At 68.3% G+C, this 12,981-nt stretch carries 15 protein-coding genes; 12 read left to right on the forward strand and 3 right to left on the reverse strand.

The window, feature by feature from the left end:
- The 10 genes from D573_RS0101325 to D573_RS0101370 all read left to right on the forward strand — a co-directional run bounded on the left by D573_RS0101325 (position 1) and on the right by D573_RS0101370 (position 7,810).
- Positions 1-1,038: an FAD:protein FMN transferase gene (locus D573_RS0101325; RefSeq protein ID WP_018937387.1), complete on the forward strand. Its 1,038-nt coding sequence runs from the start codon at positions 1-3 to the stop codon at positions 1,036-1,038.
- Positions 1,035-1,409: a NusG domain II-containing protein gene (locus D573_RS0101330; protein ID WP_018937388.1), complete on the forward strand. Its 375-nt coding sequence runs from the start codon at positions 1,035-1,037 to the stop codon at positions 1,407-1,409. The genes D573_RS0101325 and D573_RS0101330 overlap by 4 nt, the downstream gene beginning before the upstream one ends.
- A gap of 10 nt (positions 1,410-1,419) precedes the next feature.
- Entirely contained in the window at positions 1,420-1,968 is a 549-nt protein-coding gene (locus D573_RS0101335) for a Gx transporter family protein (protein ID WP_018937389.1), read from the forward strand.
- Between the two features lie 156 nt (positions 1,969-2,124).
- Positions 2,125-2,997, forward strand: coding sequence for an energy transducer TonB (locus tag D573_RS0101340; RefSeq protein WP_018937390.1), 873 nt, complete (start codon positions 2,125-2,127; stop codon positions 2,995-2,997).
- A 91-nt stretch (positions 2,998-3,088) separates the two neighbouring features.
- Entirely contained in the window at positions 3,089-3,667 is a 579-nt protein-coding gene (locus tag D573_RS0101345) for a YqgE/AlgH family protein (protein WP_018937391.1), read from the forward strand.
- A gap of 2 nt (positions 3,668-3,669) precedes the next feature.
- The gene (gene ruvX / locus D573_RS0101350; protein WP_018168934.1) at positions 3,670-4,065 is read left to right on the forward strand and encodes a Holliday junction resolvase RuvX; all 396 of its coding nucleotides are present in this window, start codon (positions 3,670-3,672) and stop codon (positions 4,063-4,065) included.
- Complete coding sequence (gene pyrR / locus D573_RS0101355; RefSeq protein ID WP_018145120.1) at positions 4,062-4,583, forward strand: bifunctional pyr operon transcriptional regulator/uracil phosphoribosyltransferase PyrR; 522 nt, start codon at positions 4,062-4,064, stop codon at positions 4,581-4,583. The genes ruvX and pyrR overlap by 4 nt, the downstream gene beginning before the upstream one ends.
- Positions 4,584-4,602: 19 nt before the next feature.
- Entirely contained in the window at positions 4,603-5,616 is a 1,014-nt protein-coding gene (locus D573_RS0101360; RefSeq protein WP_018145119.1) for an aspartate carbamoyltransferase catalytic subunit, read from the forward strand.
- The gene (locus tag D573_RS0101365) at positions 5,613-6,905 is read left to right on the forward strand and encodes a dihydroorotase (protein ID WP_018937392.1); all 1,293 of its coding nucleotides are present in this window, start codon (positions 5,613-5,615) and stop codon (positions 6,903-6,905) included. Before D573_RS0101360 ends, D573_RS0101365 begins: the two co-directional genes overlap by 4 nt.
- Complete coding sequence (locus D573_RS0101370; RefSeq protein WP_018937393.1) at positions 6,902-7,810, forward strand: dihydroorotate dehydrogenase electron transfer subunit; 909 nt, start codon at positions 6,902-6,904, stop codon at positions 7,808-7,810. The genes D573_RS0101365 and D573_RS0101370 overlap by 4 nt, the downstream gene beginning before the upstream one ends.
- 65 nt (positions 7,811-7,875) lie before the next feature.
- Here D573_RS0101370 and D573_RS0101375 read toward each other — a convergent pair whose 3' ends face one another.
- Genes D573_RS0101375 through D573_RS0101385 form a run of 3 tightly spaced genes read right to left on the reverse strand, consistent with a single transcriptional unit; the run spans position 7,876 to position 11,276 of the window.
- A complete protein-coding gene (locus tag D573_RS0101375) occupies positions 7,876-8,994 on the reverse strand; it encodes a PilT/PilU family type 4a pilus ATPase (RefSeq protein ID WP_018937394.1) in 1,119 nt (372 codons plus the stop codon).
- A gap of 20 nt (positions 8,995-9,014) precedes the next feature.
- Positions 9,015-10,187, reverse strand: a complete 1,173-nt coding sequence (locus D573_RS0101380) for a PilT/PilU family type 4a pilus ATPase (RefSeq protein ID WP_018937395.1) — start codon at positions 10,185-10,187, stop codon at positions 9,015-9,017.
- Positions 10,188-10,241: 54 nt separating this feature from the next.
- The gene (locus D573_RS0101385) at positions 10,242-11,276 is read right to left on the reverse strand and encodes a type IV pilus twitching motility protein PilT (protein WP_018145114.1); all 1,035 of its coding nucleotides are present in this window, start codon (positions 11,274-11,276) and stop codon (positions 10,242-10,244) included.
- Positions 11,277-11,416: 140 nt separating this feature from the next.
- Here D573_RS0101385 and D573_RS0101390 point away from each other — a divergent pair, with 140 nt between their 5' ends.
- Positions 11,417-12,133, forward strand: coding sequence for a YggS family pyridoxal phosphate-dependent enzyme (locus tag D573_RS0101390; RefSeq protein ID WP_018937396.1), 717 nt, complete (start codon positions 11,417-11,419; stop codon positions 12,131-12,133).
- On the forward strand, positions 12,130-12,948 hold the full coding sequence (gene proC / locus D573_RS0101395) for a pyrroline-5-carboxylate reductase (protein WP_018937397.1): 819 nt from the start codon (positions 12,130-12,132) through the stop codon (positions 12,946-12,948). The genes D573_RS0101390 and proC overlap by 4 nt, the downstream gene beginning before the upstream one ends.
- The last annotated feature ends 33 nt before the right edge of the window (positions 12,949-12,981 follow it).

Here is a 12,981-nt window from a genome sequence, read left to right on the forward strand (position 1 = left end):
ATGCGCTCCATATTGATTCGAACCCTGCCCCTGCTGCTCGCGGCCGCCCTGCTGGCCGCCTGCGGCCGCGAGGAACCGGATACGGAACAGCTTGGCTTTTACGCCTTCGGCACGCTGGTGGACCTCAGCCTTTACCCGGCCGGCGAATACGACGTGGAGGCGATCGGGACCGCAGTTCAGGAGGAACTGGAAATCCTGCATACCTCTTGGCATGCATGGGAACCCGGGTCGCTCGGGCGCACCAACGAGCTACTCGCCCTGCAGGGCGAGTTCAGCGCCCCACCCTCGGTGCTGCCGCTAATCGAGCACGGCCGCGAGATGGAGACGTTGAGCGACGGTCTGTTCAACCCCGCACTGGGCAAGCTGGTCGCCGCCTGGGGCTTCCATCAGGACGAACCCGCCGGCCCACCCCCGGACGAGGCCACCCTGGCCGAGCTGCTGGACGACCCGCCCCGCATGCAGGACATCGAACGCAACGGCGTACGCCTGCGCGGGACGCACCCGGACCTGCAGCTCGACTTCGGCGGGCTGGCCAAGGGCCTGGCGGTGGAGCGCGTACTGGAGCTGCTGGCGGAACACGGCGTCGAGGCCGCGATCTTCAACGCCGGCGGCGACCTGATGACCCTGGGCCGACCCAGCGAACGGCCCTGGCGGGTGGGCATCCGTCATCCGCATGGCGGCGTGCTTGGCAGCATCGAACTGGACGCCGGCGAGGCCCTGTTCACCTCCGGCGACTACGAGCGCGGCTACGAGTGGGAAGGCGAGCGCATCCACCACGTCATCGACCCACGCAGCGGCCGGCCGAGCCAGGGAATCGACAGCGCCACGGTGCTCCACCACGACCCGGCGCTGGCCGATGCCGCCGCCACCACGCTGATGATCGCCGGGCCCGACGCCTGGCCGGAGTACGCCCGCAAGATGGGCGTCGAGCAGGCCCTGGTGGTTCTCGGCGACCGCATCGAGGCCACGCCGGCGCTCGCCGAGCGCGTGCAACCCGGCCCCGACCGGGAGCCGTTCGTGGTGCGCGAACTGCCGTGAACCACAGGCTGCTGCGCTGGGGCGACACCCTGATCGGGGCTCTGGCTGCGGGGGTCGTAGTCGCGGCCTTCGTTTTCGCCTACAGCCCTTCGGGAGAGGCCCGGGTACTGATCATCAGCCAGGCCGGGGCCACCCCGCAGCACGAGCCACTGGATCGGGCCCGGGTCCTCGAGATCCACGGTCCGGCCGGGATCACCCACATCGAGATCGAACCGGGCCGGGCCCGCTGCGCCGACTCCCCCGGGCGCCAGAACATCTGCGAGGCCAGCGGCTGGCTGCAGGCCCACGGCGAGGTCGCCGTGAGCCTGCCCAACCGGCTGACCCTCCAGGTCCTCGGCACGGAACCGGGCTTCGACAGCCTGCATTACTGATGCGCCCACGATGACCGGCGCCCCGCAGGCCGGGACCGACACCCGCGACCGCGCGATCGCCGCGCTGGCCGCCATTGCCATCGGGATCCAGATCCTCGAGGCCGCCATCCCCAGCCCGGTCCCGGGCATCAAGCCGGGCCTGGCCAACATCGTCACCCTGATCACCCTGCTGGTCCTCGGCTGGCGCGCGGCCGTCGCGGTCACCCTGATCCGGGTGGTCGGCAGCAGCCTGCTGCTGGGGACCCTGCTGAGCCCGGCATTCTGGCTGTCGCTGGCCGGCGCCCTGGCGAGCCTCGTCCTGCTGGCCGCCCTGCGCCCCTTCGCCCCCCGGCATGTCGGCCCGGTGGGCCTGGCCATCGCCGCCGCGATGGCTCACATCACCGGGCAGTTTCTGCTCGCCTGGGCAATCATCATCCCGCACCCCAACCTGCCGCTGGTGCTACCGCCACTGTTGCTCGCCGCCCTGATCACCGGCGGCCTGACCGGTATACTGACCGCCCACGTACTCGCCGACCCGCGAATCCAGCGCCATGTCCACAACCCCACGCCCAATGATTAGCGCCAGTCCGGCCTGCCCCACGGGCCCCGGGGCCGTGTGCGTCCGCTGTGGGCCGGAGGGGTCATGACGGCGAATACCGCTTCGAACGCCCTCGCCGGACGGCCAGCCGGCACGCCCCCACCGGAGGCGCCCCGCGTACAGGACCACCTGGGGACCATGATCTTCCTCGCGGTGGTCGCGCACGCGCTGATCATCCTGGGGATCGGCTTCGCGGTCGATCCGATCGAGGCACCCACCCGCGAGCCCCTGGACATTACCTGGGTCACCGATCCCGATGCCCCGCCACCAGAACTGGACGACGAGGTCGAGCACATCGCCACCCGCGACCAGGCTGCGAGCGGTGAAGGCGAGGAGGTCCGCGAGGCGCAGGCCCCGGATGCAGAGGATGCCGGCATCGGCGAGCCCGAGCCGGAGGGCCTCGACGCACCCTTGCCGGAGGCCGGCCCGCTGATCATGGACCCGGCGCTCCCGGAGCCCGAGCCGGAACCGGAGCAGGTCACCGCCGACACTCCGGACGAGCGCGCCACGCCCCCCGAGGTCGCCGACCCCGAGCCGCTGGAAGCCCCCGATGCCGAGGACCGGCCCTCCGCCGCGACCCTGATGAACCGAGGCCTGGAGAGCGCGCGGGCGGCACCGGCGGAAGAGCGCCAGACATTCTCCACCCGCGCCAGCCGCACCCGCTATCTAGACAGCCTGGCCGCGCGCAGCGCCCCCGAAGCCGCCTATCTGCAGGCCTGGATCAACAAGGTGGAACGCCTGGGCAACGTGAACTATCCGGACGAGGCGCGGCGCCGCGGTCTCTCCGGGACCCTGGTCCTGTCGGTCCGCCTGAACCCGGAGGGCGAACTGATCAACATCGAGGTCGCCCGCAGCTCGGGCGAGCCGGTCCTGGACCAGGCCGCCATCCGCATCGTGGAGCTGGCGGCCCCGTACGCGCCGTTCACCGAGGCGATGCGCGAGGAATACGACGAACTGGTGATTACCCGCACCTGGGCCTTCCGCCGCGACCAGATAGAACAGATCCGCTAGGGAGACACGAATTAACGGCGCCGCACACGGGATCGGGAAAACCGGCCCGGCCTTCCTTGCGACCTGCAGAGTCAGCATCGATACTGGTGGCATGAAGCCGACGCCCGCCCGTCACGAGCCCGACTGCCTGCGCGATCACTTCCTGATCGCCATGCCGAGCCTGAACGATGGCTATTTCAGCCATGCGGTCACCTATATCTGCGATCACGACGAACAAGGTGCGCTGGGCCTGGTCATCAATCAGCCCACCGAGTTCTCCCTGCGCGAGCTGCTGGAACATGTGGAGCTGGAACCCGGCGAGGATCTGCCGGAGATGCCGGTCTATCGCGGCGGCCCGGTGCAGCCGGAACACGGTTTCGTTCTGCACTCCGCCGAGCAGACCTGGCGCGGCAGCCAGCCCATCACCGACTCCATCGTGCTGACCACCTCGCGCGACATCCTCGAGGCGATCAACGCGGGCCAGGGGCCGCGCCGGGTTCTGGTCGCATTGGGGCACGCTGGCTGGGGCCCCGGCCAACTGGAAAGCGAGCTGGCCGATAACGCTTGGCTCACCGCTCGCGCCGACGCGGACATCCTGTTTGATCGCGCCAGCGCCGAGCGCTGGCGCGCCGCCGCGGAACTGATCGGCATCGACGTCAACCTGATCAGTTCGGCCTCCGGCCACGCCTGACGGTGGGACTGCTGGCCTTCGACTACGGGCGGCGCCGCATCGGGGTCGCGGTGGGCGAGGAGATCATGGGCTCGGCCCGCGGCCTGCGCACGCTCACCAGCGATGCGCCCGATCTTTGGCCCGCGATTGACACCCTGGTCGCGGAATGGGGCCCGGAGGGGTTCGTAGTCGGCTGGCCAACCCAGGCCGACGGCAAGCCCACACCACTGGCCCGACGTATCCGCGCCTTTGCCCGCACGCTCGAAGAGCGCTACGGGCAACCGGTATACTGGTGCGACGAGCACCTGACATCTCATCTGGCCCGCGAGCGACGCCGGCCGGGACGCCATGACCCGGGGCTGGACGCCCACGCCGCCGCGGTCATCCTCGAAGGCTGGTTTCTGGAGAATGCATCATGACGACACCGGACGTCCCGACCCTGCTCGACGACATGGCCGAGCAGGCCCGCCACTACCTGAAGACCCACGGGATCGCCGCACCCATCGTGGTCGGCATCCATTCCGGCGGGGTCTGGATCGCGGAGCACCTGCGCGAACGCCTGGGGGTGGAGCGCCCACTGGGCAAGCTGGACATCAGCTTCTACCGCGACGACTTCTCGCGTATAGGCATGCACCCGCAGGTGCGCCCGTCGGAACTGCCGGAAGATCTCGACGGGGAACACGTGCTGCTGGTGGATGACGTCCTGTACTCCGGCCGCACCATCCGCGCGGCGCTGAACGAGCTGTTCGACTATGGCCGCCCGGCCTCGGTGACCCTCGCGGTGCTGGTCGAGCGCGACGGGCGCGAGCTGCCGATCGCGGCGGCGATCGTTGGCGCCCACATGGAGCTCGGCAAGACCGAACAGATCAAGCTGCGCGGCCCCGAGCCACTGCGCCTGGAACGGGTGACGATCGATCCCGAGGACCTGAAGGCCTGACCCGCCGGATGCACAACGGATGACCGAGACCCAGATCGCCCACCCCGGCGCGCGGCTGCCCGAACCGGGCCCGCTGCCCAACCGCCTGCAGCTGACCGATGACGGCCAGCTGCGCCACATGCTGACCATCGAAGGGCTGAACCGGGAGCTCCTGACCGAGATCCTGGACACCGCCGAATCGTTCGCCAACATGAACGAGAAGGCGGTGAAGAAGGTCCCGCTGCTGCGCGGCAAGACCATCGTCAACCTGTTCTTCGAGGCCAGCACCCGCACCCGCACCACCTTCGAGCTGGCCGCCAAGCGCCTGTCCGCCGATGTATTGAACGTGAACATCAACACCTCTTCGGCAGTGAAGGGTGAGAGCCTGCTGGACACCCTGCGCAACATCGAGGCGATGAATGTCGACATGTTCGTCGTGCGCCACGAGGAGAGCGGGGCCGCCCATTTCATCGCTCGCCACGTAGCCCCGGGGATCAGCGTGCTGAACGCTGGCGACGGCCGCCACGCGCACCCGACCCAGGCGCTGCTGGACATGTTCACCATCCGTCGCCACAAGGGCGACTTCACCAAGCTCAAGGTCGCGATCGTCGGCGATATCCTGCATTCGCGGGTCGCGCGCTCGCAGATCCACGCGCTGAACATCCTGCAGACCGGCGAGGTCCGCGTGGTCGCGCCCTGCTCGCTGCTGCCGGCGGATGTCGACCAGCTGGGCGTACACGTCTACAACGACCTCGACGCCGGCCTGAAAGACGTCGATGTGATCATCATGCTGCGCCTGCAGCGCGAGCGCATGGAACACGCCCACCTGCCCTCCGAACACGAGTACTACCAGCTGTTCGGCCTGACCTCGCGGCGGCTTCAACTGGCGCACCCGACCTGCCTGGTCATGCACCCCGGCCCCGCCAACCGCGGGGTGGAGATCGAATCCGCCGTGGCCGACGGACCGCACTCGGTGATCCTCGAACAGGTGACCTACGGGATCTCGGTGCGCATGGCGGTGATGTCCATGGTCATGGGGGCCCACCAGGCATGAGCGTGCTGATCGAGAACGCCCGCATCCTCGATCCGGTGGACGGCTTCGACACGGTCGGGGCGCTGTGCGTGCAGGGCAGCGAGATCCTCGCCCGCGGCCAGATCCCGGACGGCTTCGAGCCGCGCCGGCGCATCGACGGCAGCGGGCTCTGGCTGATCCCCGGCCTGATCGACCTGGCCGCGCGCCTGCGCGAACCGGGCCAGGAACACAAGGCCACCGTCGCCAGCGAGACCCTGGCCGCGGCCCGCGGCGGCATTACCAGCGTGGTCGTCCCCCCGGATACCGAGCCGCCGATCGACTCGCCCGCCGAGATCGAGCTGATCAATCGCCGCGCCCGCCAGGCCTGCGGCGTACGCGTGTACGTACTCGGCGCGCTGACCCATCAGCTGGAGGGCCAGCAGCTGGCCGAGATGGCCGCCCTGATGCAAGCCGGCGCACGCGGAGTCAGCAACGCGAGCAAACCACTGGCCAGCCTGCTGGTACTGCGCCGGGCACTGGAATACGCCACCACCTTCGGGCTGACCATCGTGCTCTCGGCGCAGGACCCGGCCCTCACCGGCTCCGGTTGCATGCACGAGGGCGCAGTCTCCACCCGCCTGGGGCTGGCCGGCATTCCCGAGGCCGCCGAGACCGCGGCGCTGGGCGCCATCCTGGCGCTGGTGGAGCAGACCGGGGCGCGGGTCCACGTGGCCCGGCTGTCGACCCGCCGCGGCGCGGAGATGATCGCCAAGGCGCGTGCCGACGGTCTGCCGGTGAGCGCAGACGTGGCCGCCCACCAGCTGTTCCTGACCGAGGTCGACGTCGCCGAATACGACCCGAACTGCCACGTGATCCCGCCACTGCGCGGCCAGCGCGACCGCGACGGCCTGCGCGCGGCCGTCGCGCGCGGCGACATCAGCGCGATCTGCTCCGACCACCAGCCACATGAACCGGATGGCAAGCTGGGCCCATTCGCCAGCACCGAACCCGGCATCTCGGCGCTGGAGACCCTCCTGCCGCTGACGCTGCGCCTGGTCGAGGACGGACTCCTGAGCCTGCACGACGCACTGGCCCGGGTCACCACCGGGCCGGCGGATATCCTCGGCTTTGCCCAGGGACACCTGAGCGCGGGCGCGCGCGCCGACTTCGTGCTGTGGGACCCGGCCGCAATGCACGAGGTCCGCCGCAAAGACTGGCTGAGCGCAGGCCACAACACGCCCTTCTTCAACTGGACCTTCGCCGGACAGGTCCGCGAGACCTGGGTCGCCGGGCGCCCGGTCTGGACCCGCCCCGCCGAGGACACCGCATGAGCACGACCCAAACTGCCGACCGGAACCACCGAGGCACGATCTTCCAGGAGGAAGGCCGCATCCTGGACCACCATGACGCCGGTGCGGACCAGTGGATCCTCCGTGTCCTTGCGCCCGAGTGCGCCCGTGCGGCACAGCCCGGGCAGTTTGCCCATCTGCAATGCGCCCCGCGCCTGCTGATGCGCCGCCCGCTGTCGATCCAGCGCGTGGACCGCGAGGCCGGCTGGGTGGAGTTCCTCTACAAGGTGGTCGGTGACGGCACGCGCGCCCTGTCGCAGCAGGCAAAGGGCGACACCCTCAGCGTGCTGGGCCCGATTGGCCAGCCATTTCGCCTGAATCCGGAACGTCCGAGGCGCCTGCTGCTGGGGGGCGGGGTCGGCATCCCGCCGATGATCTTCCTCGCCCACCGCCTGCATCTTCAGGGCGAGGCGGGGAAGACCCATGCGGTGCTGGGCTCCGAGGTGCCGTTTCCCTTTCATGCCCGCCCGTCGGAGATCCTCTGGCAGGGCCTGCCGGACGGGGCAATCGCGACCCTGCCGCTGCTGGAAGACTGGGGGGTCGCCTGCCGCCTGACCTCCAAGGCCGGGCTGCCGGGCGCCTATGACGGTTTCGTCACGGACCTGGGGCGCGCCTGGCTCGCCGGACTCGCACCCGAGGAGCGCGCCCAAGTGGAAATCTTCGCCTGCGGCCCCCATCCGATGCTCGCCGCCTGTGCCGAACTGGCCGCGGAGTTCGATCTCCCCTGCCAGGTTTCGCTGGAGGAGTTCATGGCCTGCGCGGTAGGCGGCTGTGCCGGCTGCACGGTACCGGTGCGCACTCCGAATGGGGTAGCGATGAAACGGGTCTGTGTGGACGGTCCGGTGTTCGCGGCCGAGGATGTGTTCCCCGAACCGTCGCGCGCCTGAGGGGAAGGCCCGGGCTGGAAGACCCTGGCCCGGCTTTGGCAGGGGCTTCGCCGGCAAGCCGGCTCCTACTTGTCCGGCATCTTCAGTTCTTCCTCGGTCTCGTCGGCGGAGGCGACCCCGCCCCCGAAGTTCAGGCGCCACTCGAGATCGGCGCGCGAATCCGCCTTGTTCAGGGCCTCGTCCAGCATGACGTCGCCGGTCTTGAACAGCTTGACGATCGCCTGATCGAAGGTCTGCATGCCCACGGAGCTCCCCTTGGCCATGATCTCCTTGATCTCGCTGATCTTCTCGTCGCGGATCAGCTCGGAGATGTAAGGCGTGTTGACCAGGATTTCCAGCGCGGCAACGCGTCGCCCGTCCTTGGTCTGCAGCAGGCGCTGGGCGACGATCGCACGCAGGTTCAGTGACAGGTCCGACAGGATCTGCGGGCGGTTGTCCTCGGGGAACAGGTTGATCACTCGATCCAGGGCCTGGGTGGCATTGGTCGCGTGCAGGGTGGTCAGGACCAGGTGCCCGGTATCGGCATAGGTCAGCGCCGCGCGCATGGTCTCGCGCGAGCGGACCTCGCCGACCATGATCACGTCCGGGGCCTCGCGCATGCCCTCCTGCAGGGCGTGGTCGTAGCTGGGGGTATCGATCCCGACCTCGCGTTGACCGACGATGGAGCGCTTGTGGCTGAACAGAAACTCGATCGGGTCCTCGACCGTCAGGATATGCCCACTCTGGTTCGTGTTGCGGTGATCGATCATCGACGCCAGGGTGGTCGACTTCCCGGTGCCGGTGGCCCCGACAATCAGGATCAGCCCGTCGTTGTAGGCCACAAACTGCTTGAGCACCTCGGGCAACCCGAGCTGCTCGATGGTCGGGATGGAGACCCGGATGAAGCGGATCACCATCGCGACCTCGCCGCGCTGGCGATAGACGTTCACGCGAAAGCGTCCCAGGCCCTCCCGCGACAGGCCGAAGTTGACGGCCGTCTCGCGGTCGAAGATCTCCGCCTGATGCTCGCTCATCAGCTCGCGCGCAATGCTCTCGGCCTGACCGGGCGCCAGCGCCTTGCGCGAGATTGGCTGCAGCGCGCCGTCGACCTTGATACTGGCCGGCGCGCCGGTCAGAAAAAACAGGTCCGAGGCGGCCTTCTGGGCCATCAACTTCAGGTAGGGCTCGATCTGCAACTGGCTCATGTTTTCTGTTTCCCCAACGACTAGCGCAGGTTGAAGTCCTCGGCGCGCTCGTCCACGGACAGGCCTTCGCCCTCATCCGTTACGGCGGGGGCTCCGTCGTCCTGGGCTCGCTGGCTGTCGAGCTTGATGCGCAGGCGCAAGTCGTTCACCGAGTCGGCGTTGCGCAGGGCCTCGTCGTAGCTGATGTGGCGATGCTCGTAGAGGTCGAACAGGGCCTGGTCGAAGGTCTGCATGCCCTGCTCGCGGGAACGGGACATCAGCTCCTTGATCTCGTGCACCTGGCCCTTCAGGATCAGGTCGGCCATCAGCGGGGTGTTGATCAGGATCTCCACCGCCGGCACCCGGCCCTCGCCGCCTTCCTTGCGTACCAGGCGTTGCGAAATCACGGCCTTCAGGTTCAGCGACAGGTCCATCAGGAGCTGTTCGCGCCGGTCCTCGGGGAAGAAGTTAATGATGCGGTCCAGTGCCTGGTTGGTGCTGTTCGCATGCAGCGTGGACAGGCACAGATGCCCGGTCTCCGCGAAGGCGACGCCGTAGTCCATGGTCTCGCGGTCGCGGATCTCGCCGATCAGGATCACGTCCGGCGCCTGGCGCAGGGTGTTCTTCAGCGCGATCTCGTAGCTCTCGGTGTCCACCCCGACTTCACGCTGAGTGACGATGCTCATCGCGTGCTCGTGAACGAACTCGATAGGGTCCTCGATGGTGACGATGTGGTCGGCTGTCGTGCGGTTGCGATAGCCGATCATGGCCGCCAGCGAGGTCGACTTGCCCGAGCCGGTGCCGCCGACAAAGATCACCAGGCCACGACGCTCCTGGGTGATCTTCTCCAGCTGCGGCGGCATCTGGATGTCCTCGAACTTCGGGATCACGGAATTGATGGTTCGCAGCACCATGCCCGGGCTGCCACGCTGGGTGAAGACGTTTACGCGAAAACGCGACACGCCCTGCAAGCCAATCGCGAAGTTGCACTCCTGGTGGCGCTCGAACTCGGCCGACTGCTTGTCGTTCATCATCGAGCGAACCAGCGCCTGGGTATGCGAGGCCGTCAGGTTCTGTTCGGTCATCCGCACCACGCGGCCGTCGATCTTCGCCGCCGGCGGCATGCCCACCGTGATGAACAGATCCGACCCGTCCCGGTCCACCAGGGCCCGTAGCAGGTCGTGCATGTACTTGATCGCCTTGTCACGATCCATGGCGTTCTCCCTTGGTACCCGGTCCGACGGTCAAGCGCATCGGCGGCATAGTGGTCAGATGGAATCCGGGTTGCTGGCCTTGCGGCGAGCGTCCTCGCGGCTGATCACGCCCTGTGCGAGCATGTCCTTCAGGCACTGGTCCAGCGTCTGCATGCCGGAGCCGGAACTGGTCTGGATGGTCGAGTACATCTGCGCGATCTTGTTTTCGCGGATGAGGTTCCGGATCGCCGGCGTGCCAAGCATGATCTCGTGCGCCGCGACGCGCCCGCCGCCTATCTTCTTCATCAGGGTCTGAGCGATGACCGCACGCAGCGACTCCGACAGCATGGCCCGCACCATATCCTTCTCGGCCGCCGGGAACACGTCGACGATGCGGTCGATCGTCTTGGCCGCCGAACTGGTGTGCAGGGTGCCGAACACCAGGTGGCCGGTTTCGGCCGCGGTCAGGGCCAGGCGAATGGTCTCGAGATCACGCAGTTCGCCGACCAGGATGGTGTCCGGGTCCTCGCGCAGGGCCGAGCGCAGGGCCTCGCTGAAGCCGTGGGTGTCGCGGTGTACCTCGCGCTGGTTGATCAGGGACTTCTTCGATTCGTGCACGAACTCGATCGGGTCCTCGATGGTGAGAATATGCCCGTAGTCGTTTTCGTTGCGGTGGTTGACCATGCCCGCCAGCGTGGTGGACTTGCCCGAACCGGTCGGGCCGGTCACCAGCACGATGCCGCGCGGATAGTCCGAGATCTCCTCGAAGATGCGCGGGGCACCCAGCTCTTCCAGCGTCAGGACCTTGGAGGGGATGGTACGGAAGACCGCCGCTGCGCCACGGTCCTGGTTAAAGGCGTTGACACGAAAACGCGCCAGCCCCGAGATTTCGAACGAAAAGTCTGTCTCCAGGAACTCTTCGTAGTCCTTGCGCTGGCGGTCGTTCATGATGTCGTAGATCAGGCCCTGGACCTCCTTGTGGTCCATGACCGGCACGTTCACCCGGCGCATGTCGCCGTCGATACGTACCATCGGCGGCATGCCCGCGGAGATGTGCAGGTCCGAGGCCCCGTTCTTGACCGAAAAGGCCAGCAACTGCGTGATATCCATGCATCCCCCTGTTGTCGGGCGTAAGGCCGACCCGCGCCAACGCCCTGGTGGCAGCCACGACCACCACCCCCTGTCGCTTATGAAGGCCCGCGCGAAAATCCGCGGTGACCTTGTGTTCTTCCGGACTATATCATAGGGAAATGACCACACCAGACCATGCCCTGAGCACCGTTCGAGCCCGTATCGAGGCCGCCTGCCGCGAGGCCGGACGCGACCCGGATTCGGTCCGTCTATTGGCCGTCAGCAAGACCCGCGGTGCGGACGAGATCCGTGCCCTGCATGCGCTGGGACAGTCCGCCTTCGGCGAGAATTACGCCCCGGAGCTGGTGGACAAGTACGACACCCTGGAGGCCGCACCCGCGCCGCTCGGCCTCGAGTGGCACTTCATCGGCGCGCTGCAAGGCAACAAGACCCGCGCGGTGGCCGAACGCGCCGCCTGGGTGCATACCGTCGACCGCGAGCGTATCGCCCGGCGCCTGTCGGATCAGCGTCCGGAGGGCATGCCGCCGCTGCAGGTATGCCTGCAGGTCAACATCAGCGAGGAACCGCAAAAGGCCGGCGTCGCACCCGGGGAGGTCGCCGCCCTGGCCGCCGCAGTGCAGGACCTGCCCGGCCTCGCGTTGCGCGGACTGATGGCCATTCCGGCCACCGCCGACGACATCCCGCTACAGCGGGAACCCTTCGCGCGCCTGCGCGCCCTGCGCGATACCCTGAACGCACGGGGCCATTCGCTGGATACACTGTCCATGGGGATGTCGGGCGATCTCGAGGCCGCCATTCTCGAGGGGGCAACCATCGTGCGCATCGGCACCGCCCTGTTCGGCCCGCGCCAACCCAAATCCAAGGAATCCACATGACGGAACACCGCTTCGAGGTCGGCTTCGTCGGGGCCGGCAACATGGGCGAGGCCCTGCTTCAGGGGCTGGTCCAGTCCGGCCATGCCGCCGAACGCATCGCCATCGCCGACAAGGGCGCCGAGCGCGTACGCGATCTGCAGGCGCGTTACCCGGGGCTCGCCAGTGGTAGCGCCACCGAACTGGCGGCCCAGAGCGCCACCCTGGTGCTTGCGGTGAAGCCACAGACCCTGCCGGAGCTCGCCCCGACGCTGCGCGATGCGGTGCAGCAGGGTCAACCGCTGGTGATCTCGGTAGCCGCGGGCACCACCACCACCCAGCTGGCCGGGTGGCTGGGCGACGCCACACACCTGGTCCGCGCGATGCCAAACACCCCGGCCCTGGTCGGCGCCGGGGTCACCGGACTCTACGCCGCCCCCACCGCAAGCCCCGAGGATCGCGCCACGGCCACCCGGCTGCTGGAGGCGGTGGGCCGCGCGATCTGGGTGGAGGACGAAGAGCAGATGCACGCCGTGACCGCCACCTCCGGCAGCGGACCGGCCTACGTCTTCCTGATGATCGAGGCGATGCAGGAGGCCGCGAAGTCACTGGGGCTGCCGGCGGATACCGCACTGGAACTGACCCTGGGCACCCTGGCCGGGGCCACCCGTCTGGCCGCAGAGGGCGACGAGAGCGCCGCGGAGCTGCGCCATCGCGTCACCTCCCCGGGCGGCACCACCGAACGCGCCCTGCAGGTCCTGGAGGACGGCGACCTGCGCGACCTGATGCGCCGCGCCATGACCGCAGCCGCCGAACGCTCGCGCGAACTCGGCCGCTGAAACCCTGAGTCACCACGAAACGCACGAAGGAGG

The sequence above is a fragment of the Thioalkalivibrio sp. AKL9 genome, from assembly GCF_000377825.1.
GTDB lineage: Bacteria > Pseudomonadota > Gammaproteobacteria > Ectothiorhodospirales > Ectothiorhodospiraceae > Thioalkalivibrio > Thioalkalivibrio versutus.